The organism is Pseudomonas parafulva, from assembly GCF_002021815.1.
Classification (GTDB): Bacteria; Pseudomonadota; Gammaproteobacteria; order Pseudomonadales; family Pseudomonadaceae; genus Aquipseudomonas; species Aquipseudomonas parafulva_B.
This window is the reverse complement of the sequence record NZ_CP019952.1, coordinates 3,574,850-3,593,995: the sequence shown is the minus strand read 5'-3', so window position 1 is coordinate 3,593,995 and position 19,146 is coordinate 3,574,850. Positions and strand designations below refer to the sequence as shown.

Annotated in this window: 18 protein-coding genes; 11 read left to right on the top strand and 7 right to left on the bottom strand. The window is 63.0% G+C overall.

What is annotated here, in order from left to right; genetic code table 11:
• Window positions 1-33: 33 nt before the first annotated feature.
• The 4 genes from B2J77_RS16145 to B2J77_RS16130 all read right to left on the bottom strand — a co-directional run bounded on the left by B2J77_RS16145 (window position 34) and on the right by B2J77_RS16130 (window position 7,617).
• Window positions 34-4,560 (bottom strand): hemagglutinin repeat-containing protein, encoded by a 4,527-nt coding sequence (locus B2J77_RS16145; protein ID WP_078479011.1) that lies wholly within the window; start codon window positions 4,558-4,560, stop codon window positions 34-36.
• Window positions 4,561-4,585: 25 nt separating this feature from the next.
• Window positions 4,586-6,235: a ShlB/FhaC/HecB family hemolysin secretion/activation protein gene (locus tag B2J77_RS16140; protein WP_228385196.1), complete on the bottom strand. Its 1,650-nt coding sequence runs from the start codon at window positions 6,233-6,235 to the stop codon at window positions 4,586-4,588.
• Between the two features lie 190 nt (window positions 6,236-6,425).
• Window positions 6,426-6,980, bottom strand: coding sequence for a L,D-transpeptidase family protein (locus B2J77_RS16135; RefSeq protein WP_058637436.1), 555 nt, complete (start codon window positions 6,978-6,980; stop codon window positions 6,426-6,428).
• Window positions 6,981-7,062: 82 nt separating this feature from the next.
• The gene (locus B2J77_RS16130; RefSeq protein WP_058604487.1) at window positions 7,063-7,617 is read right to left on the bottom strand and encodes an NUDIX hydrolase; all 555 of its coding nucleotides are present in this window, start codon (window positions 7,615-7,617) and stop codon (window positions 7,063-7,065) included.
• A 114-nt stretch (window positions 7,618-7,731) separates the two neighbouring features.
• Between B2J77_RS16130 and B2J77_RS16125 the strand changes: the two genes are divergently transcribed.
• From B2J77_RS16125 to purT, 5 genes are all read left to right on the top strand, one after another.
• On the top strand, window positions 7,732-8,388 hold the full coding sequence (locus B2J77_RS16125) for a CoA pyrophosphatase (RefSeq protein ID WP_228385145.1): 657 nt from the start codon (window positions 7,732-7,734) through the stop codon (window positions 8,386-8,388).
• Window positions 8,385-8,909: a gamma carbonic anhydrase family protein gene (locus B2J77_RS16120; RefSeq protein WP_058604489.1), complete on the top strand. Its 525-nt coding sequence runs from the start codon at window positions 8,385-8,387 to the stop codon at window positions 8,907-8,909. The genes B2J77_RS16125 and B2J77_RS16120 overlap by 4 nt, the downstream gene beginning before the upstream one ends.
• Window positions 8,902-9,096, top strand: a complete 195-nt coding sequence (locus B2J77_RS16115; protein ID WP_058604490.1) for a DUF1289 domain-containing protein — start codon at window positions 8,902-8,904, stop codon at window positions 9,094-9,096. Before B2J77_RS16120 ends, B2J77_RS16115 begins: the two co-directional genes overlap by 8 nt.
• A 67-nt stretch (window positions 9,097-9,163) precedes the next feature.
• The gene (locus B2J77_RS16110) at window positions 9,164-9,631 is read left to right on the top strand and encodes a VUT family protein (protein ID WP_023533643.1); all 468 of its coding nucleotides are present in this window, start codon (window positions 9,164-9,166) and stop codon (window positions 9,629-9,631) included.
• Between the two features lie 76 nt (window positions 9,632-9,707).
• Entirely contained in the window at window positions 9,708-10,889 is a 1,182-nt protein-coding gene (gene purT / locus B2J77_RS16105) for a formate-dependent phosphoribosylglycinamide formyltransferase (RefSeq protein ID WP_078479009.1), read from the top strand.
• A gap of 60 nt (window positions 10,890-10,949) precedes the next feature.
• Here purT and B2J77_RS16100 read toward each other — a convergent pair whose 3' ends face one another.
• The 3 genes from B2J77_RS16100 to B2J77_RS16090 all read right to left on the bottom strand — a co-directional run bounded on the left by B2J77_RS16100 (window position 10,950) and on the right by B2J77_RS16090 (window position 14,546).
• Window positions 10,950-12,248: an MFS transporter gene (locus B2J77_RS16100; RefSeq protein WP_058637439.1), complete on the bottom strand. Its 1,299-nt coding sequence runs from the start codon at window positions 12,246-12,248 to the stop codon at window positions 10,950-10,952.
• A 279-nt stretch (window positions 12,249-12,527) separates the two neighbouring features.
• Window positions 12,528-13,727 carry a transporter associated domain-containing protein gene (locus B2J77_RS16095; RefSeq protein ID WP_058637440.1) on the bottom strand — a complete coding sequence of 400 codons (1,200 nt, stop codon included), beginning with the start codon at window positions 13,725-13,727 and terminating at the stop codon, window positions 12,528-12,530.
• A 9-nt stretch (window positions 13,728-13,736) separates the two neighbouring features.
• Window positions 13,737-14,546 carry a cytochrome C assembly family protein gene (locus tag B2J77_RS16090; protein WP_027913819.1) on the bottom strand — a complete coding sequence of 270 codons (810 nt, stop codon included), beginning with the start codon at window positions 14,544-14,546 and terminating at the stop codon, window positions 13,737-13,739.
• Between the two features lie 250 nt (window positions 14,547-14,796).
• Between B2J77_RS16090 and ffh the strand changes: the two genes are divergently transcribed.
• From ffh to B2J77_RS16060, 6 genes are all read left to right on the top strand, one after another.
• Window positions 14,797-16,173, top strand: a complete 1,377-nt coding sequence (gene ffh / locus B2J77_RS16085; protein WP_023533651.1) for a signal recognition particle protein — start codon at window positions 14,797-14,799, stop codon at window positions 16,171-16,173.
• Window positions 16,174-16,413: 240 nt separating this feature from the next.
• Window positions 16,414-16,665 (top strand): 30S ribosomal protein S16, encoded by a 252-nt coding sequence (gene rpsP, locus B2J77_RS16080; RefSeq protein ID WP_023533649.1) that lies wholly within the window; start codon window positions 16,414-16,416, stop codon window positions 16,663-16,665.
• Window positions 16,666-16,670: 5 nt separating this feature from the next.
• Complete coding sequence (gene rimM / locus B2J77_RS16075) at window positions 16,671-17,207, top strand: ribosome maturation factor RimM (protein ID WP_027913820.1); 537 nt, start codon at window positions 16,671-16,673, stop codon at window positions 17,205-17,207.
• Between the two features lie 3 nt (window positions 17,208-17,210).
• Window positions 17,211-17,963, top strand: a complete 753-nt coding sequence (trmD, locus tag B2J77_RS16070) for a tRNA (guanosine(37)-N1)-methyltransferase TrmD (protein ID WP_028634846.1) — start codon at window positions 17,211-17,213, stop codon at window positions 17,961-17,963.
• Window positions 17,964-18,004: 41 nt separating this feature from the next.
• The gene (gene rplS, locus B2J77_RS16065; protein ID WP_023533640.1) at window positions 18,005-18,355 is read left to right on the top strand and encodes a 50S ribosomal protein L19; all 351 of its coding nucleotides are present in this window, start codon (window positions 18,005-18,007) and stop codon (window positions 18,353-18,355) included.
• Window positions 18,356-18,448: 93 nt separating this feature from the next.
• Window positions 18,449-18,868, top strand: coding sequence for an acyl-CoA thioesterase (locus B2J77_RS16060; RefSeq protein WP_058637442.1), 420 nt, complete (start codon window positions 18,449-18,451; stop codon window positions 18,866-18,868).
• Window positions 18,869-19,146 lie beyond the last annotated feature (278 nt).

The following is a 19,146-nucleotide window of genomic DNA, read 5'->3' as shown; positions in this document are numbered from 1 at the left end:
AGGCCCCGAAAAGGGGCGCTCTGCCAAGGTTGCTCAGTCGCGCTTGGCGCCCAGGCTCGATGCCCACTGCTCGTTGCGGTTATGCCCACTGGTGCGGATCAGCCCGAGATCCAGGGCGTTTTCACCCTCTGCAGACCCCTTGCCCTTGGCAATTTCGGCAATGGCGGTGCCCAGGTCCACAGGGGAATTGGACGCATCGATCGAAACAGCCCGCCGGTAGTCGCTGCCGCTCAGGGTTTGCTGCTTGATCGAGTTGGCGTCCAGCTTGACCTCGCCCCTGGCCGATTGCAGGCGGGCGCCGACCAACTGGGCGTTGCCGCCAACCTGCAAGGCGATGCCCTCGCTGCCTTTGAGCGTGGCCTGTTGGGCGACACTGTCGCGTTGCTCGTGGACCACCTCAAGTCGCAGGGTAGGCGAGAAACCCGGATCAGCCTTGCTCAGGGCAGGGCCGGCTTTTTCGCCGACTCTGCCGCCTAGCGGCCCGGCCAGCGATGTAGCAGCGTTGACATAGCCTTGTGGGTTCTTTTCCTGACTGAGCCTGGCATCACCCTTGACGCTGAGGTTATTGACGCGGTCCATCAGGCTGGCCACACGCAGATCGCCCTCTATGGCACCTTCGATCCGCGCGGCGTCCAGGCTGACGCCTTCGAGGCTGGCATCGCCGCCGCTGTGCAGCGCGATGCGCTCGGCACGCAGGTTGCCGGCGTTCCAGGTGAGGTTGTCGCGCTTGTCCATGTCCACCTTCAGACGGCCATGCAGGCCCCGCGTGTCCAGTGCGCCACTGCTGGCGTTGAAACCGGCACCGGCGGTGATGTCGAGGTTATTGCGCAGTTCCTGGTTCGACGAGGCTTCAAGCCGCATGCCGCCGTTCATGGCATCGAGCACGATTTCCTTGGCGCTGGCTTGCAACCCCTGGGCCTGCAAAGCCTGCGCGTCGCGTGCGCTGCTGGTCACGCTGAGGCGACCGTTACTGGCAAACTGCGCGTCGATGGCCTGGCGCGCGTTCTCTTGCTGCTTGCCATTGCCAAAGTGGCCGCCTACGCCGCCGCCTTGCGTGGTGCCGGTCTTGGCGGCCAACTCCAGTCCACCGCCCAGCTTCGCGCCACTGGCCTCTTGTGTGGCGGTTGCCGCCTTGACCTGCAACTGGCCATCGCTGTGCAGCGTGATATCGCCGGTCGGGGCTTCGCGGCTACCGATGCGCGTGCCTTCGAGCGTCAAGTCGCCACGGCTGGTCAACACCACCTGGCCCTTGCTGTCGATCTGCGCCACCTGAGCTGTGCTGGTGGCCTGGTCATTGCGCGCATGATCCAGATAGCCGCGCCCATCGATACCGGTACTGCCGGGGCGGTTGCCGACCTTGACCCAGGCATTGCCGTCCAGCTGGCTGGATTGGCGCGTTTCACGGTCAGTGGCTTGGACCAGTTCCAGCGTACCGTCGCTGTGCATGCGCACGTCGCCTTTGCCTCCATCGATACGTGTGCCTTCATAACGCCCATCGCTGCCCAACTGCACCTTGATACCCTGCTGGCCATACAGGGAGCCCGCCACAGCCGTACTGACAGTGCTCTGGCGATCCAGAGAACCGCCGTTGCCGGCCGCGCGCACGTTCAGGTCCTGACCGGTAGTGGTATCCAGCCGAGCATCTGCACCAACGGTCAGGTGCTGCTCGCGCTTGTGCTCGGTATTGGCCGCAGCCTGCATGTCATGGTGCTGCGCCTGAATGTCGAGTGTGCCCGCATTGGCTCGCCAGGCAGTGCCCTGATCCTTGAGGGTATCGACCTTGACCTGCACGCTGGCACCGGAAAGTTCGCTGACCTGGGCAAAGCCACGGCGCTGGTTTTCCAGGCGCTTGAGGTGCTCGACGGTCATGTCGGCGCCTACGCTGGGCGCCACCATCGCGTCTTCGGGCGAGGCCTGCTGAAAGCGAGCAGCTTCTTCACCTAGCACCAGACGCTCGATGGGCCGGGTGAGATCACGGTATTCCAGGCTCCCGCCGAGGCTGGCAGACCAGTCATCCTGGCGTTGGGTTTGCTCGGAGGTGTTCTGCACCGCACGGTTCTCCATATGGGTGGCGGTAACCTGCAACGTTTCGCCGGCGTTTACCCGCGCAGCCTCGGTCACCAGCTCGTCGCTACGCAACCGTACGTTGCCGCTTGCCTGCAGTTCGGTGCGCTGCATCTTCTGCTCACGGTTGGTCTGTACGCCACGCTGGTGGTGGCCATCGAACTGGATACCTAGCCGGTCGATCCCGCCAGTCACCGTGAGGCCGCCACCACTCTGGGTGGTGGTAGTGGTGGTTTCGTGGGTAGCCTGGGTGGTGCCCAACGTCACTTTGCGGGCATCAATGTCCAGGTCCCCGGCCAGGGCGTTGATGGTGGAGCCGGTGACCTGCACATCGGCATCGGATTTGACACTCACCAAAGCCCCCTTGAGCTGGCTACCCACGTTTTCGGTTTTCTGCTCCTGGCCAGTGCGGGTGACAACGTCATAGCCCACGCTGGCCTTGTACTGGCGAGAACCGGGCTTGTCGCCGTCGGCCTCCTTGGTCTGCCCGGCGCTGGCGGTGAAGGTGCGCTGCTGGTTTCGAACCTCGCGTTGCTCGGTCGCCTGTACGCCAGTGATTGCCACATTGCCCTTGGCTTCGAGGTCAAGATGACCGCCAGCGCTGACATTGGCGCCCTCGATACGCAAATCCTCGGCACTGACCAGGCGCAGGTTGCTCTGCGCCCCCACCTCACTGACCAGCACCGCTTCGTTGCGCTCAGTGCTGCGGCTGTCGCTGGCAATCAGGCCGAACAGCTTGCTGTCGCGTGCATGATCGGTCCGGGTGCTGGTGCCCTTGTCCGCCTCCACGGCCAGCGAGCCTTGCTGGCTGTGCAGCGTCGCATCCTGCAGGCCTATTACCGTGCTGCCTCTGACGGTGAGCTTGTCGGCTGTGACGGTCAGGATGCCATCGCTGGTGAGGGTGCTGCCTGCCAGGTTGCGGCCCTCTTTCTCGTTGCCTTTGTGATCGCCGAAGAACGTACCGGACACCAGGTCACCGCGATAATTACGGCGCGTACTCTGCTCCTGCAACTGCGTCGTGGCGATCATGCCCTCCTTGGCCATGATGGCCAGGTCGCCGCGGCTGTGTAGGGTGCTGCCCTGCACGTTCAGGTTGCCGGCCGTCTGCACCTGCATCTGCCCTGCGGTGAGCATGCTGCCCTGGGCGCGCTCGGTGAAGGTGTCCGTGTCGCTGTCACCGCGCCACAGGTCCTTGCGGTGACGGATCTTTTCCTGGATGGCCTGGCTGTCGATACCCGCCAGGATGTCCAGGTTGCCCCCGCTGTCCAGATTCAGCCCATTGCCCGCTTGCAAGGTGGCGGCGGTCATGCGCATGTCGCCGCCGGAGGTAAGCACGATGCTGTCGTCGGCCTCCAGGCGGGTGCCGTGCTGCTGGGTGTCGGTGGTCGTGGTGTCGCGGTCGTAGGTTTCGCGCGTGACGAACAGGAATTTCTTGCTCCATTGCTCGTTGTCATGCTTGACCCGCTCAAGGGCCTGGGCATCGAGGGTCAGGGCCTGACCCGCCCGGGCTTCGATGCGGGGTGCTTTGGCCTCTACTGTACGCAGTACCAGATCGCCCTGTGCATCGAGCTTCAACGGGCCCTGCCCGCTGTGCAGGACGGTTGGGCTGGCCGCCGTACCCAGCACATCCAGGTTGCCCGCTGACGCCATTTGGATGCCATCCGTGGCACTGACCAGGGGGGCTCGTACCCGCACACCCGCACCTTCGGCAGTGCTCACCACGCGGATGCGCCCCGCCTGCATGGCACCGAACAGGCTGGCGTCGATACTGGCCGGCGTGGCGGTACGGTGCTCGACCACCGCGCCGCTAGCGTGATCGATCCGGTTGCGACCAGCGGTGATGTCCAGGGTGGTCGCGGCCGCCAGCAGGCCTTGGCTGTCGATGCGCGGCGCAATCAACGCGAGGGCGCCGTCGGCATTGCTCTGGCCGCCGTCCAGCACCTGCAGGGTGCCGCTGGCGTCGAGGGTATTGAGGTACTTGAGCTGCTGCTGCTCGAACGCCGGGGTGCCTACCAGAAAGCCTGCGCGCGTGGTGTTGATGAAGCTGCCGCCGTTGAGGATGATGCCGTTGGGGTTGGCCAGGATGTAGTCGGCAGCACGGCCGAATATTTCCTGGGGGCCCTGGATCAGTGAGGCACTGCGGCTGACCACTTCGTTGAGGATGGTCGACGCTGCCTGCCCCTGGAACTGAGGGTTGGCGGCCAGGGCACCGGCCAGCTGCGATTGCCCAGCCTGGGTAGCGTTGTTCAGCACCAGGCCTGCACGGTCGACGTTGTACTGGTTGAACTGGTTGTGCGAGAGGCCGTTGGCATCGGGCGGGACGATCTCGATCACCGGGACACCATGGCCGTTGTTGATGAGCGGGGTGCCACCAGGGCCGTTGGCGGCGTCCAGGCCGCCTTCGGCCAATGCGCTGGTGGAGCCGAGCACGATCAGAAAGATGGCCCAGCGCAAGGTATCGGGCTGGATGCAAAGAGGGGGCAAGGATGTCTTCATGGTTTTTCTCATTGTTGTGGGTGAATCAAAGGGTCATCGACCAGTCCAGCACCCAGAAACCAGGCTCATTGGGCCGGCCTGGGTGGTCGCTGGCGTATAGCGCGCGCTGGTAGTCCAGGCGCAGTCGGCTGCCTGGCAGACTGAATTCCAGGCCGGCTGCCGCACCGGCCAGGCGCTGCGACGGTGAGCCAGCAGCGGTGCGGGTCCAGCCCAGGTCAAGGCCGATGTAGGGGCGCATGTGCAGCGGTGCGCCCCACGTTTGGGGCAGGGGGTAGCTGACTGTGTTTCGCCACACCGCGCTGGTGGCGCCGGAATAGGTCTGCAAGCGGAACCCGCGTACCGCCGAATCGTCGCTGACCAGCATTTGCTCAACGGCCGGCAGTGCATCCTGGCTGTACTGCCCGTTGAGTTCGCTCTGCCAGCGCCACGGCTGGCTGGCCGGGCCTTGGCCGATGTAGAGCAGGCTGGCGCGGTACTTCCTGAAGTCGGGCCGCAGACGCTGTGCGCCCAAGGGTGCGCGGTCGGCGCCGAGCATCGTGACGCCCTGCGTCACACCCAGATAGCCGCTCCACAGGCCATGTTGCAGCCACAGCAGGTTCAGCCCGGCTTCAAGGGAGGTGAGGGTAGGGCTCTGCTGCACGACGACCGCCCCGGCATTGCGATTGACCAACGCCTTGCGGTCGAGCCGCAGTGAGGCGCTGAGCATTCCCCGTTGGCCACGCCACAGCACGCGCTCGGCGCTCAAACCTTGATAACGGCTCCGGCCATCTGCGCTCAACCTGCCGCTGGGCAACGGGGCCTGGTAGCGCAGTTCGCTTGCACTCAGGGCAAAGCTCCAGCGGCCGTAGGGGACGCTGTAGTAGAGCGAAACACCTTGGCTACGGCCCGGGCCACCCAGCACCGTATGCGTCAGTGACAAGCGCAGGTCGTCATTGAGATGCAGCGGGCTGTCCACACCGATGCCTGCCGTCAGCCGGTGGCGCCCGGTAAAATCGCTGCCCCGGTTGTCGAACCGCGTATCGAAATGCCAGCGCCCCTCTGCCCGGCGCGGTTGGACCACGACGCGCGTACCACCCTGCATTTGCCCTGGCAACAGGTCCACACCCATGTCGAAGGCACGCAGGCGGTTGAGCTGATCGAGCCCCTGCTCGACGTCTGGCAGGTACAGCGGGCGCCCCAGCAGGTCTGGAAAAGCACCGGACAAGGACAGGGGCAGCTCGGGGCCAGCCAACTCGATGGATTCGACGAAGCCCTCGACCAGCACGATTTGCAACGGGTGCCCGTCCTGGGGCAGCTGGCGCAGGTAAGGCCGGCTGGTCGGATAGCCGGCTTGCACGTACTGCTCGGTGATGGCCTTGAGCAGCGTGTTGATCTGGGCAACGCCCATGCACGGCATGACGTTCAGGCGCACGGTGGTGGCCAGGGCCGCGTCGTCCAAGTGGCGATTGCCGGCGACCTCGACACCTGCGACCTTCCAGCAGTGCGCCTGAGCGGGTGCGGCGACGGGAGCCTGGGAGGGCGTTGCCGTGTCGGCCTTGTCCTGCCAGCGTTCCAGGCGGCGTTGCTGTTGCTGGTGTTGCAGGTCCAGCTGATGGTCGCGTAATTGCCAGCTGGCAACGTCGGCCCTCGCCTCACCGCAGGCGAGCACCAACAGGATAAAGCAGACAGCCAACAACTGGCGCTTGAGGGGGATAGGACAGTGCACTTGAGCATCCCAGCAATGCGGTACGGACTTCGTACTCGATTGCGTGGATGCTAAAAGCCGTGGCATTTCCCTGGATGCCATCCCGTGCCTAAGACAATGTCAGGCAGGTTCCAGCGAACGGGTGGGCTCTTTCCTACAAAAACAGATGAATTGCGCTAGATCAGGGCCGAATCTCGATCATCGTGCCATCGCGCACCAGGTTCCAGACTTCCTGCATGTCGCGGTTACGCATGGCGATGCAGCCGTCTGTCCAGTCCAGGGTATGGAAGTACCACTCGGGGTATTCGTCGTTGATCGGCGTGCCGTGGATCATGATCATGCTGCCGGCCTTCACGCCTGCCTGGCTGGCCCGGGCCGCATCGCTGACGTTGGGGTAGTCGATGTGCATGGCCAGGTTGAAGCGCTCGCTCTGCTTGCGCCAGTCCAGCCAGTAGAAGCCTTCCGGAGTCTTCTTGTCGCCTTCGCGCTGCTTGGGGCCCTTGGGTTGCTTGCCCAGGGAAATGCGGTAGGTCTTGATCGGCTCGCCGCGGCTGATCAGTTGCAGGCGACGTTCGGACTTGATGACCAGTACCTTGTCGACCTGAGGCTGCACCGCCGGTTGCGCAGGCGAACCCGTCTGCACTGCCGAGACCGGTTTGCGGATGATGGTTTCGGTGTAGGCCGCCTGGGACATCGAGGCAACGCCAAGGCAGAGGAGGGCAAGCAACCAGCGCATGTAGCAATATCCTGAAGGCTCTGTACCGGGTTATGTGAAAGGCACTCGACGATGGTCACCACCGGGCGGCATTTCGTGAACCCTAACGGGGGGTGGTCGATACGTTCATCGGCGGCAGGTATTCATGGCCTATGGGGAACTGCTGCTCGATTCGGTCGCGATAGTAGCATTCTAATGTCCGTGCCACGGTCCGGAAAGCCAGGGCGTCCCAGGGGATCTCATGCTCTTCGAACAGTCGCACTTCCAGGCTCTCGACCCCGACTGCAAACGCAAGGTCCGCCAGCTCGGCGCGGAAGAAGACATGGACCTGGTTGATGTGCGGCAAGTCGAACAGCTGGTACAACGTCATCGAGCCTACACGCGCGCAGGCTTCTTCGACGGTCTCGCGACGGGCGGCCTGGTCGAGCGTCTCGCCGTTTTCCATGAAGCCGGCAGGCAATGTCCAGAAACCACGGCGCGGTTCAATGGCGCGGCGGCACAGCAGCACCTGGCTGCCATGGGTGGGCAGCACGCCGGCTACCACGTTGGGATTCTGGTAGTGGATGGTGTGGCACGCGGGGCAAACGTACCGCAACCGTGTGTCGCCCTGGGGGATCTGCTCGATGACCGGCTGACCGCACGCACTGCAGAAATTCATGGAGGCTTCCTTTTGTCGTGGCCTATCTTGGCGTGGTGGCTCGGCCGCCGCAAGCAGCAGGGGTTGGGTGGCTGACGGCTTTCGTGCATCATGCAGGGCAGGCCTTGGATACGAGTGAGCGCGATGCTGGACGAGCTACTTCGCCGAATGAGCAACCACCAACCTGCAACCCTGGAATCGGATCGGCGGTTCCCGGAAGCGGCGGTACTCTTGCCCATTACCCGCAGCGAAGTGCCTGAGCTTGTGCTGACCTTGCGCGCCAAGGGGCTTTCGACCCATGGTGGCGAAGTCGCCTTCCCAGGTGGGCGGCGCGATCCCGAAGACCCGAACCTGGTCTTCACCGCCCTGCGCGAGGCTGAAGAAGAAATTGGCCTGCCACCAGGGCTGGTAGAGGTTCTTGGCCCGCTCAGCCCCCTAATATCCCTGCATGGCCTGAAGGTCACGCCCTACGTCGGCGTCATTCCCGACTTCGTCGAATACCGCCCCAACGATGCCGAGATCGCGGCGGTATTCACCGTTCCCCTGGAGTTCTTCCGCCAGGACCCTCGCGACCATACCCACCGCATCGATTACCAGGGCCGCAGCTGGTATGTGCCCAGTTACCGCTACGGCGAATACAAGATCTGGGGGCTGTCGGCGATCATGATCGTCGAACTGGTCAACCTGTTGTTCGACGCCGGTATCTCCCTGCACCGTCCCCCTGAGCGTCCTACCGACAAACGAGCAGGGCCCACCCTGCCATCGGCATCCCAGCCTGAGGAGCAACCATGAAATATCGCCTGGGCGACCTGCGGGTCGAGACTCATCCCACCAGTTGGGCTGCACCCAACGCCACGCTCATCGGCAATGTCCGTCTCCAGGCCCATGCCAGCGTCTGGTTTGGCGCTGTGCTGCGTGGTGACAACGAGCTGATCGACATCGGTGAAGGCAGCAACGTGCAGGACGGCACCGTGATGCATACCGACATGGGCTCGCCCCTGACCTTGGGTAAAGGCGTGACCGTTGGGCATAACGCCATGCTTCATGGCTGCACGGTGGGCGACTACAGCCTGATCGGCATCAACGCGGTCGTGCTCAATGGTGCACGTATCGGCAAGCACTGCATCATCGGCGCCAATGCCCTGATCGCCGAGGGCAAGGAGATTCCCGATGGTTCGCTGGTCATGGGCTCGCCCGGCAAGGTCGTGCGCGAGCTGACCGAACAACAGAAGCGCATGCTTGAGGCCAGCGCGGCGCACTATGTCCATAACGCCCAGCGCTACGGCAAGGAGCTGGTGCCCGACGATGAGTGAGGTAAACGAGCGCCCGGTGGCGTCCCCCTGCGTCAACATCTGTGCCCTTGATGAGCAGGATATCTGTACCGGCTGCCAGCGCAGCGTGGCAGAGATAGGCCAATGGGGCCGTATGAGCAATGATGAGCGACGCGGTGTGCTCAGGCGTTGCCATGAGCGCGCTACCGAAGCCGGGCTGGTGCTCTAGCGGTACTGCGGTTGCCTCCCAGGGCGGGCGACGGTAATCTGTGCCGCTTGCCCAAAGACTACCCGCCATGCTCTTTCTGATTGCCTATATCAGCAGTGTCGTGCTGATCAACTACGCCTTCTCCAGCGCCCCGCACCTGGACGTCATCTGGTCCGCCTGGGGTGGCCTGGTCTTCATCCTGCGCGACATGGTGCAGACCCGCTTCGGGCATGGGGCGCTGGTGGCCATGCTGGCGGCTCTGGTGCTGTCCTACGTCACCTCCGAGCCTGCCATCGCCCTGGCCAGCGCCACGGCGTTCTTTGTCTCCGAGCTGATCGACTGGCTGGTCTTCAGCGTCACCCGGCGGCCCCTGCGCGACCGGCTGTGGTTGAGCTCGGCATTAAGCATTCCGGTCGATACGTTCATCTTCTTCGGCATGATCGGTGCGCTCACACCGATGGTGATCGGCACCGCCATGGCGTCGAAGTTCGCCGGTGTCACGGCCGTCTGGCTGGCCATGGCATTTCGCGCCCGACGGGCTGCCGTGGCGGGCTGATGGTGTAGAATAGCGGTCCTTTTTCAGCGGGTGGTGCCGAGCCAGGCGCGGCCCCGGATGCCTTCGAGGACCTGAAATGACCCGTATCGGAACCCCCCTGTCGCCCACCGCGACCCGTGTACTGCTCTGTGGCTGTGGCGAGTTGGGCAAGGAAGTGGTGATCGAGCTCCAGCGCCTGGGCGTGGAAGTGATCGCCGTTGACCGCTACGCCGACGCGCCGGCCATGCAGGTTGCCCACCGCAGCCACGTGGTCAACATGCTCGATGGGGTGGCGCTGCGCGCTGTCATCGAAGCCGAGAAGCCGCACTACATCGTGCCGGAAATCGAAGCCATCGCCACCGCCACGCTGGTGGAGCTGGAAAGCGAAGGTTTCAATGTGGTGCCCACTGCACGCGCTACGCAACTGACCATGAACCGTGAAGGCATTCGTCGTCTGGCTGCCGAAGAATTGGACCTGCCCACCTCGCCCTACCACTTTGCCGACACCTACGAAGACTATGCCGAGGCTGTCGCCGATGTCGGCTACCCTTGCGTGGTCAAGCCGGTGATGAGCTCGTCCGGCAAGGGGCAGAGCCTGCTGCGCAGCGATGCCGACCTGCAGAGCGCGTGGGCCTACGCACAGGAAGGTGGGCGCGCCGGCAAGGGGCGGGTGATTGTCGAAGGTTTCATCGATTTCGATTACGAGATCACCCTGCTGACCGTGCGTCACGTCGGGGGCACCACTTTCCTCGAACCGGTTGGGCACCGTCAGGAAAAAGGCGACTACCAGGAGTCCTGGCAGCCGCAGGCCATGACCCCCAAGGCGCTGGCCGAGTCGCAGCGGGTGGCCAAGGCGGTCACCGATGCCCTGGGCGGGCGTGGGCTGTTCGGTGTGGAGTTGTTCGTCAAGGGCGATCAGGTCTGGTTCAGCGAAGTGTCGCCACGCCCGCACGACACCGGCCTTGTTACCCTGATCTCCCAGGACCTGTCGCAGTTCGCCCTGCATGCCCGCGCCATTCTCGGGTTGCCAATCCCGGTGGTGCGTCAGTTCGGTCCTAGTGCTTCGGCCGTTATCCTGCCGCAGGGGCACTCACAGCAGACCGCCTTCGCCAATCTCGGCGCTGCGCTGAGCGAACCGGATACCGCTATTCGCCTGTTCGGCAAGCCTGAGATCAGCGGCACTCGTCGTATGGGCGTTTGCCTGGCCCGTGACGAATCCATCGAAGCGGCGCGCGCCAAGGCGACCCGTGCGGCCCAGGCCGTGGAAGTAGAGTTCTGATAGACCCGTCGGGGCCGCTCAGGCAGCCCCGACAGTCCTGCTATGAAGTCGCTGAGCGTCCTAAAGCTCGGTATTGCGCGTCTCCTTCAGGCACAGTACGGCGATCAGGCTGATCACGGCCGCCGCCGAGACATATCCGCCCACCCAGCTCAGGCCGCCCATGCTCACCAGCTTCTGAGCGAAGAACGGCGCTGCCGATGCGCCAACAATACCGCCCAGGTTATAGGCTGCCGAAGCGCCGGTATAACGCACATGGGTCGGGAACAGCTCTGGCAGCAAGGCGCCCATTGGCGCGAAGGTCACGCCCATCAGGAACAATTCGATGGCCAGGAACAGTGCCACGCCGGTGGTCGAGCCCGAGGTCAGCAGCGGTTCCATGGTAAAACCTGACGCCACGGCCAGCAGGCCGCCGACGATCAGCACAGGCTTGCGTCCGTAGCGATCGCTGAGCCAGGCCGACAGCGGCGTCGCCAAGGCCATGAACACCACCGCAAAGCACAACAGCCCCAGGAACGTTTCACGGCTGTAGCCCAGCGTGCTTACGCCGTAGCTCAAGGAGAAGACGGTGGAAATGTAGAACAGCGCATAGCACACCACCATGGCTGCGGCACCCAGCAGGGTCGGGCGCCAATGCCTGGCGAACAGGTCCACCACCGGCAGCTTCACGCGCTCCTGGCGGGCCACCGCCTTGGCGAACACCGGGCTTTCCTCAAGCTTCAGGCGCACATACAGCCCCACCAGCACCAGGGCGGCGCTGAGCAGAAACGGTATGCGCCAGCCCCACTGGCGGAACTGTTCGTCGCTGAGCGTCAGTGCCAAGGTAAGGAATAGGCCATTGGCTGCCAGAAACCCGATCGAAGGGCCCAGTTGCGGGAACATGCCGAACCACGCCCGTTTACCGTGGGGCGCATTTTCGGTGGCCAGCAGGGCCGCACCGCCCCATTCGCCGCCCAGTCCCAGCCCTTGGCCAAAGCGCAATAGGCAAAGGATGATCGGTGCCCACACGCCAATGCTGTCATACCCCGGTAAAACGCCGATGGCGGTGGTGGAGACACCCATCAACAGCAGCGAGGCAACCAACGTGGACTTGCGTCCGATGCGGTCGCCGAAGTGACCGAACAGCGCAGAGCCCAGTGGCCTGGCCAGAAAGGCGATGCCAAAGGTCAGGAAGGCCGCCAGCATCTGGGCAGTGCCGGACCCGGACGGGAAGAACACCGGCCCGATGACCAGGGCGGCCGCCGTGGCGTAGACATAGAAATCGTAGAACTCGATGGCGGTGCCGATGAAGCTGGCAGTGGCAACCCGCGCGGGCGAGTTGACCGGCGCGGCAGGTGCGCCGGCGTAGGTGCTGGTTGTCATTGAAGGTCCCTGGCGGTCTGGGGCAACGCCACGGTGCTCTGTCGGCCTGCAACGGACACACCGATTGCAGCCGCCCGAACAATGGTTCCCATGGCGCTGGCGCGATTGTTGTTGTGTTCGCCTGGCTGACGATAGCCCAAGGGGATAGGGGCGGGCGGACACTGCTCAGGGTGGTGAAGCAGGACCGCAGGGCGTTTCAGCGAAGCGGTCTGACCGTGGAGCGCCGAGTGCGGGTAGCAGGCGGGACGGCAGGGCTGGGTAAGCGTTGCCCGAGTATAGCTATCGGGTTGCCGTCCATACCAGTACCTTGCTGGCGCAATTGTCTTCGGTTTCAAGGATTTCCAGGCGATAGCGGCCGATTTTCAGGCACACCGCACTTTCCGGAATGCTTTCCAGTGCCTCGGTCACCAGGCCGTTAAGGGTCTTAGGCCCGCCATCGCACGGCAGATGCCAGCCCAGGCTACGGTTGATCTCCCGCAGCGAGGCTGTGCCATCGATGACATAGGTACCGTCAGGCTGCTTGTGGACATGGGGGTTGCCCAGGCTCTGGTCATCTTCGAACTCGCCGACGATTTCCTCGAGGATGTCCTCCAAGGTGACGATCCCCAGTACTTCACCGTACTCATCTACCACCACGCCCAGGCGCCGCTGCTGCTTGTGGAAATTGAGCAACTGCAGGTTCAAGGGCGTGCTTTCGGGCACGAAATAGGGCTCGTAGCACGCCTGGCGCAGAGCTTCGAGGGTCAGCGCGGCCTGGGGCAACAAGTGGCTGATCAGCTTGGTGTTGAGGATGGCTTCGACCTGGTTGATGTCGCTGTGGTACACCGGCAAGCGGGTGTGACGGCTGACGATCAGTTGCTCGATGATGCGCTCGATCGGCTCGTCGAGGTTGATGCCATCGACCTCGTTGCGCGGCACCAGAATGTCGTTGACGGTGATCTTGTCCAGGGACTGGATGCCGTCGAGCAACCCCCGTCGTGGGGTTTCCGGGTGCTCGTCGTCCTCGAAATCGTCGGCTTGCTCGGGGTGCAGGGCGACTGCGGCAGGCTGCTTGCGCAGTGGGCGTAGTAACAGCTTGGCGCAGCCGTCGAGTATACCGGCCAGCGGTTGCAGCAGTACCAGTGGAGGCTTGAGCAGCGCACCCAGGCTGACGAAGACCTGTGGGTTGCGTCTGGCCAGGCGACGAGGCAGGTACTCGGCGAACACCAAAAGAGCAGCAGCGGCAGCCAGGCCTGCCTGCCACAGGCCAGCGTCACCACCGTGACGCAGCCCGATCAGGCAGGCCAGCGCCAGTACCAGCCATTTGCCCAGGCTGGCGCCCAGGACCAGGGCAGGGCCCGAAAGCTTGGGTTGGCTGTCCTTCTCGCCGCCCGACACCATCGTGTGCAGGCGTGCGGTCTCGATGGCGGTGAGCAGTGCAGACCACAGCAGGGCAATTGCCGAGGTGCCGAGAAGCGGTGCGTACGGCAGGATGTTCATGAAAGGCCGTCAGATGTGCAGAATGAATTCGCGAACCAGCTTGCTGCCGAAATAGGCCAGCATCAGCAGGCAGAAGCCTGCCAAGGTCCAGCGGATGGCCTTGTGGCCCCGCCAACCCAGGCGGGTACGCCCCCACAACAGTACGCTGAACACGACCCAGGCCACGCAAGCCAGCAACGTCTTGTGCACCAGGTGCTGGGCGAACAGGTTGTCGAGGAACAGCCAGCCGGACACCAGCGACAGCGACAGCAGGCACCAGCCTGCCCAGAGGAAACCGAACAGCAGGCTTTCCATGGTTTGCAGTGGCGGGAAGTTTCGAATCAGGCCAGAGGGGTGCTTGTGCTTGAGTTGATGGTCCTGCACCAGCAACAGCAACGACTGGAACACGGCGATGGTGAACAGGCCGTAGGCCAGGATCGACAGAAGGATGTGAGCAAGGATGCCCGGTTCCTCATCGATCAGCGGCACGGTGCCGGGCGGCGCGAATTGGGCCAGCAGCGCGGTGACCGCACCGAGCGGGAACAACAGCACCAGCAGGTTCTCCACAGGGATGCGCAGGCATGCCAGCAAGGTCAGGGCGATGACGGCCACGGCGATCAGGCTGGCGGCACTGAAGAAATCCAGGCTCAGGCCAAGCGGGGTGATCAGCTGAAAGAACAGCGCACCGCCCTGGGCTATAACCGCAATGGTGCCCAACAGACCGGGGAGCCGTTTGTCGATCTTGCGGCCCTTGGCCAGGGATGAACCCTGGTAGATGGCCGCGACGATGTAGAGCGCAGCGGCAATCAGGTTGGGGATGAGGCTGGGAGAGGAGACCATAAGTCCTGGTGGGCGAGCCTTAAAGAGACGGAGTTTGGCATAAACCGCGCCGCTCTAGGAAGACTGACGGGCGCGCAAGGCGGCGGCGGTGCAGGCACCGGGCAAACCCCGTCGCGACCGGCGAGTGCCGCTTGAGGTGTGCGCGGTCGCTTCACTTCGCTATAATCGCCGCCTTGCTGTGCCTGGCGGGTGTGCATTTCCCCGCGGGCGCCTGACAACCTCGGCTTTTACTGGGCCAGAAAGGATCATCATGTTCGAAAACCTGACCGACCGCCTGTCACAGACGCTGCGCCATGTCACCGGCAAGGCCAAGCTGACCGAAGACAACATCAAGGACACGCTGCGCGAAGTGCGCATGGCCCTGCTCGAGGCCGACGTTGCCCTGCCGGTGGTGAAGGATTTCGTCAACAGCGTCAAGGAACGTGCCGTCGGCACCGAAGTGTCGCGCAGCCTCACCCCAGGCCAGGCCTTCGTCAAGATCGTCCAGGCCGAACTCGAAAGCCTCATGGGTGCGGCCAACGAAGATCTGGCGCTCAATGCCGCCCCGCCTGCCGTGGTGCTGATGGCCGGCCTGCAAGGTGCGGGCAAGACCACCACTGCCGGCAAGCTGGCGCGCTTCCTTAAAGAGCGCAAGAAAAAGAGCGTGATGGTGGTGTCTGCCGACGTCTATCGTCCGGCGGCTATCAAGCAGCTCGAGACCCTGGCCAACGACATCGGCGTCACCTTCTTCCCGTCTGACATCAGCCAGAAGCCGGTCGCCATCGCCGAAGCCGCCATCCGCGAAGCCAAGCTCAAGTTCATCGATGTGGTGATCGTCGATACCGCAGGCCGTCTGCACATCGACGCCGACATGATGGATGAGATCAAGGCCCTGCACGCCGCGGTCAAGCCCATCGAAACGCTGTTCGTGGTCGATGCCATGACCGGCCAGGACGCCGCCAACACCGCCAAGGCGTTCGGCGAAGCCCTGCCGTTGACCGGCGTGGTGCTGACCAAGGTCGATGGTGATGCGCGTGGCGGTGCGGCGCTGTCGGTGCGCGCCATCACCGGCAAGCCGATCAAGTTCATCGGCATGGGCGAGAAGAGCGAAGCGCTCGAGCCGTTCCACCCCGACCGGGTGGCCTCGCGCATCCTGGGGATGGGCGACGTGCTCAGCCTGATCGAGCAGGCCGAGCAGACCATCGACAAGGCCAAAGCCGACAAACTCGCCAAGAAGCTGAAGAAAGGCAAGGGCTTCGACCTCGAGGACTTCCGTGACCAGCTTCAGCAGATGAAGAATATGGGTGGCCTGGGCGGGCTGATGGACAAGCTGCCGAGCATTGGCGGCGTTAACCTGTCGCAGATGGGCAATGCCCAGGGCGCCGCCGAGAAGCAGTTCAAGCAGATGGAGGCGATCATCAACTCCATGACCCCGGCCGAGCGCCGCGATCCCGACCTGATCAGCGGCTCGCGCAAACGCCGCATCGCCTTGGGTTCCGGCACTCAGGTGCAGGACATCGGCCGGCTGATCAAGCAGCACAAGCAGATGCAGAAAATGATGAAGAAGTTCTCCAGCAAGGGCGGCATGGCCAAGATGATGCGTGGGCTCGGCGGCATGCTGCCGGGCGGTGGCATGCCCAAGCTGTGAAGTTTTCCGGGGCAGGTCATTTTTGGGCCGGCCCCTCACCCCGCGCAAGCGGGACAACGGTCGCGATTTTCGCGGCTTACGCAGCAAGTCTGGACGGTCGGGCAAGTGCCGACCGAAAAAGTCATTTGCAAATGTCCGTGTATTCCTTGAGAATATGCGGCCTTTTGGGCACCCGTGTGCCTATTTGGCATTCAGATTTGCAGTACCAACTGCAGCACCGACTATAGGAACGATGTTCACATGGTAACCATTCGTCTGGCCCGTGGCGGCTCGAAAAAGCGCCCTTTCTACCACCTGACCGTGACCAACTCGCGTAACGCCCGTGACGGCCGTTTCGTTGAGCGCGTAGGTTTCTTCAACCCGATCGCTGCTGGCGCCGAAGTCAAGCTGTCGGTCAACCAAGAGCGCGTCACCTACTGGCTGAGCCAGGGCGCACAGCCGTCTGAGCGTGTTGCTCAGCTGCTGAAGGACGCTGCCAAGGCTGCCGCCTGAGCAATATGAACGCGACGCCAGAAAAGGCTGACGACCTCATCGTCGTTGGCAAGATTTTTTCGGTTCACGGCGTTCGCGGCGAGGTGAAGGTGTATTCCTTTACCGATCCGATTGAAAACCTGTTGGATTATCCAAGCTGGACGCTTCGGCACGAAGGCAAGGTAAAGCAGGTCGAGCTGGTCAGCGGTCGTGGCTCCCAAAAGGGCCTGGTCGTAAAACTGAAAGGTCTCGAGGATCGTGACGAAGCCCGTCTTCTGAGCGGTTACGAAATCTGCATTGCGCGGAGCCTTTTGCCCAACCTGGCCGCCGATGAGTACTACTGGTACCAGTTGGTAGGTCTGAAGGTCATCAACCAGGACGAACACCTGTTCGGCAAGGTCGATCACCTGTTGGAGACCGGTGCGAACGATGTAATGGTGGTCAAGCCGTGTGCAGGCAGCCTGGATGATCGCGAGCGTTTGTTGCCCTACACGGCGCAATGCGTGCTCGATATCGACCTGGATGCAGGCGTGATGCGGGTTGAGTGGGACGCGGACTTCTAACCGATGGGTAACCTTCGCGTAGACGTCATCACGTTGTTCCCCGAGATGTTTTCGGCCATCACGGAGTACGGCATTACCAGCCGCGCGGTGAAACAGGGGTTGCTCCAGGTAACGTGCTGGAACCCGCGGGACTACACCACAGATCGTCACCATACGGTAGATGATCGGCCGTTTGGCGGTGGTCCTGGCATGGTGATGAAAATCAAGCCTCTGGAAGATGCCCTGGTCAACGCCAGGCAGGCAACCGGAGCTGCGGCGAAGGTGATCTACCTCTCGCCACAAGGCCGCAAGCTGACTCAGCAGGCGGTCAAAGGCCTGGCCGAACAGGAATCATTGATCCTGATCGCCGGTCGTTATGAAGGCATCGACGAGCGTTTCATTGAAGCTCATGTCGATGAGGAGTGGTCGATTGGCGACTATGTGCTTTCCGGTGGCGAGCTACCGGCCATGGTACTGATCGATGCGGTTACACGGCTGCTGCCCGGAGCTTTAGGGCATGTGGACTCGGCGGAGGAAGACTCTTTCACCGATGGTCTGCTTGATTGCCCGCACTACACCCGACCTGAGGTGTATGCGGATCAGCGTGTTCCCGACGTGTTGCTCAGTGGCAACCATGCACACATCCGGCGTTGGAGAATGAAGCAGTCCCTTGGTAGGACCTTCGAACGACGCGCCGATCTTCTGGAAAGTCGCTCGCTTTCTGGAGAAGAGAAGAAGCTGCTCGAGGAATACCTCCGCGAGCGGGACGATAGTTAAACGTATCGATGGTGGATCACGATCCATCTTAGGAGCACAGCATGACCAACAAGATCATCCAGCAGCTCGAAGCCGAGCAGATGAGCAAGGAAATCCCGACCTTCGCACCCGGCGACACCGTTGTCGTCCAGGTTAAAGTGAAGGAAGGTGAGCGTTCCCGTCTGCAGGCGTTCGAAGGCGTCGTTATCGCCAAGCGCAACCGTGGCCTGAACAGCGCCTTCACCGTGCGCAAGATCTCCAGCGGCGTTGGTGTAGAGCGTACCTTCCAGACCTTCAGCCCACAGATCGACAGCCTGGCCGTGAAACGTCGTGGTGACGTGCGTAAAGCCAAGCTGTACTACCTGCGCGATCTGTCCGGCAAAGCCGCTCGCATCAAGGAAAAACTGTCCTGAGTACAGTTTGCCCGGCGGCCCAGGTCGCCTAGCGAGAAAGAAGCAGCCTTCGGGCTGCTTTTTTGCGTTTTGAACTCCGTACAGGTGACAGCCATGACCACCCGAGACCAGGAAATCCAGCGCCGCACCGAGCTTTCGGTCACCCGCGTGACCAAGGCGGTGTTCCCCAATACCACCAACCATCACAACACCTTGTTCGGTGGCACGGCCCTGGCGTGGATGGACGAAGTGTCCTTCATCGCGGCCACGCGTTTCTGCCGCTTGCCGTTGGTGACCGTTTCCACCGATCGCATCGACTTCAAGCACCCGATCCCGGCGGGCTCGATCGTCGAGCTGGTGGGTACGGTAATCAAGGTAGGCAACACCAGCTTGCAGGTACAGGTGGATGTCTTCGTCGAAAACATGTACCTCGATGGCCGAGAGCGGGCGATTCACGGCGTCTTCAGCTTCGTTGCCATCGACGAAGACAAGCGTCCCGTGCCGGTGCTGGAAGCATCGAAACCCCAAAAGTGAACGGATGTCCAACATTTGGGGCGCAGCTCAAAAGCTGGGGCCGCTGCGCGGCCCATCGCGGCACTAGGCCGCTCCTGCACGAAATTCGCTAGCCTTCACGCCGTTGCCGTTGCCGTTGCCGTTGCCGTTGCCGTTGCCGTTGCCGTTGCTTTTGCTTCTAAGCGCGCGGTAGTCCAGGCGCCGCAGATTGCGACTTCAGGAGGCCGAGCGCAGGGCTTGCGGAGGGAGGTGACGGGCATGGATGCCCGTCAAGCGCTGGGCCCCAGGATGGGGCCTGC

Coding starts and splice junctions, on each gene's coding strand:
- B2J77_RS16145 (WP_078479011.1), bottom strand. CDS start 4,560: ATGAAGACATCCTTGCCCCCTCTTTGCATCCAGCCCGATACCTTGCGC.
- B2J77_RS16135 (WP_058637436.1), bottom strand. CDS start 6,980: ATGCGCTGGTTGCTTGCCCTCCTCTGCCTTGGCGTTGCCTCGATGTCC.
- B2J77_RS16130 (WP_058604487.1), bottom strand. CDS start 7,617: ATGAATTTCTGCAGTGCGTGCGGTCAGCCGGTCATCGAGCAGATCCCC.
- B2J77_RS16120 (WP_058604489.1), top strand. CDS start 8,385: ATGAAATATCGCCTGGGCGACCTGCGGGTCGAGACTCATCCCACCAGT.
- B2J77_RS16115 (WP_058604490.1), top strand. CDS start 8,902: ATGAGTGAGGTAAACGAGCGCCCGGTGGCGTCCCCCTGCGTCAACATC.
- B2J77_RS16110 (WP_023533643.1), top strand. CDS start 9,164: ATGCTCTTTCTGATTGCCTATATCAGCAGTGTCGTGCTGATCAACTAC.
- purT (WP_078479009.1), top strand. CDS start 9,708: ATGACCCGTATCGGAACCCCCCTGTCGCCCACCGCGACCCGTGTACTG.
- B2J77_RS16100 (WP_058637439.1), bottom strand. CDS start 12,248: ATGACAACCAGCACCTACGCCGGCGCACCTGCCGCGCCGGTCAACTCG.
- B2J77_RS16095 (WP_058637440.1), bottom strand. CDS start 13,727: ATGAACATCCTGCCGTACGCACCGCTTCTCGGCACCTCGGCAATTGCC.
- B2J77_RS16090 (WP_027913819.1), bottom strand. CDS start 14,546: ATGGTCTCCTCTCCCAGCCTCATCCCCAACCTGATTGCCGCTGCGCTC.
- ffh (WP_023533651.1), top strand. CDS start 14,797: ATGTTCGAAAACCTGACCGACCGCCTGTCACAGACGCTGCGCCATGTC.
- rpsP (WP_023533649.1), top strand. CDS start 16,414: ATGGTAACCATTCGTCTGGCCCGTGGCGGCTCGAAAAAGCGCCCTTTC.
- rimM (WP_027913820.1), top strand. CDS start 16,671: ATGAACGCGACGCCAGAAAAGGCTGACGACCTCATCGTCGTTGGCAAG.
- trmD (WP_028634846.1), top strand. CDS start 17,211: ATGGGTAACCTTCGCGTAGACGTCATCACGTTGTTCCCCGAGATGTTT.
- rplS (WP_023533640.1), top strand. CDS start 18,005: ATGACCAACAAGATCATCCAGCAGCTCGAAGCCGAGCAGATGAGCAAG.
- B2J77_RS16060 (WP_058637442.1), top strand. CDS start 18,449: ATGACCACCCGAGACCAGGAAATCCAGCGCCGCACCGAGCTTTCGGTC.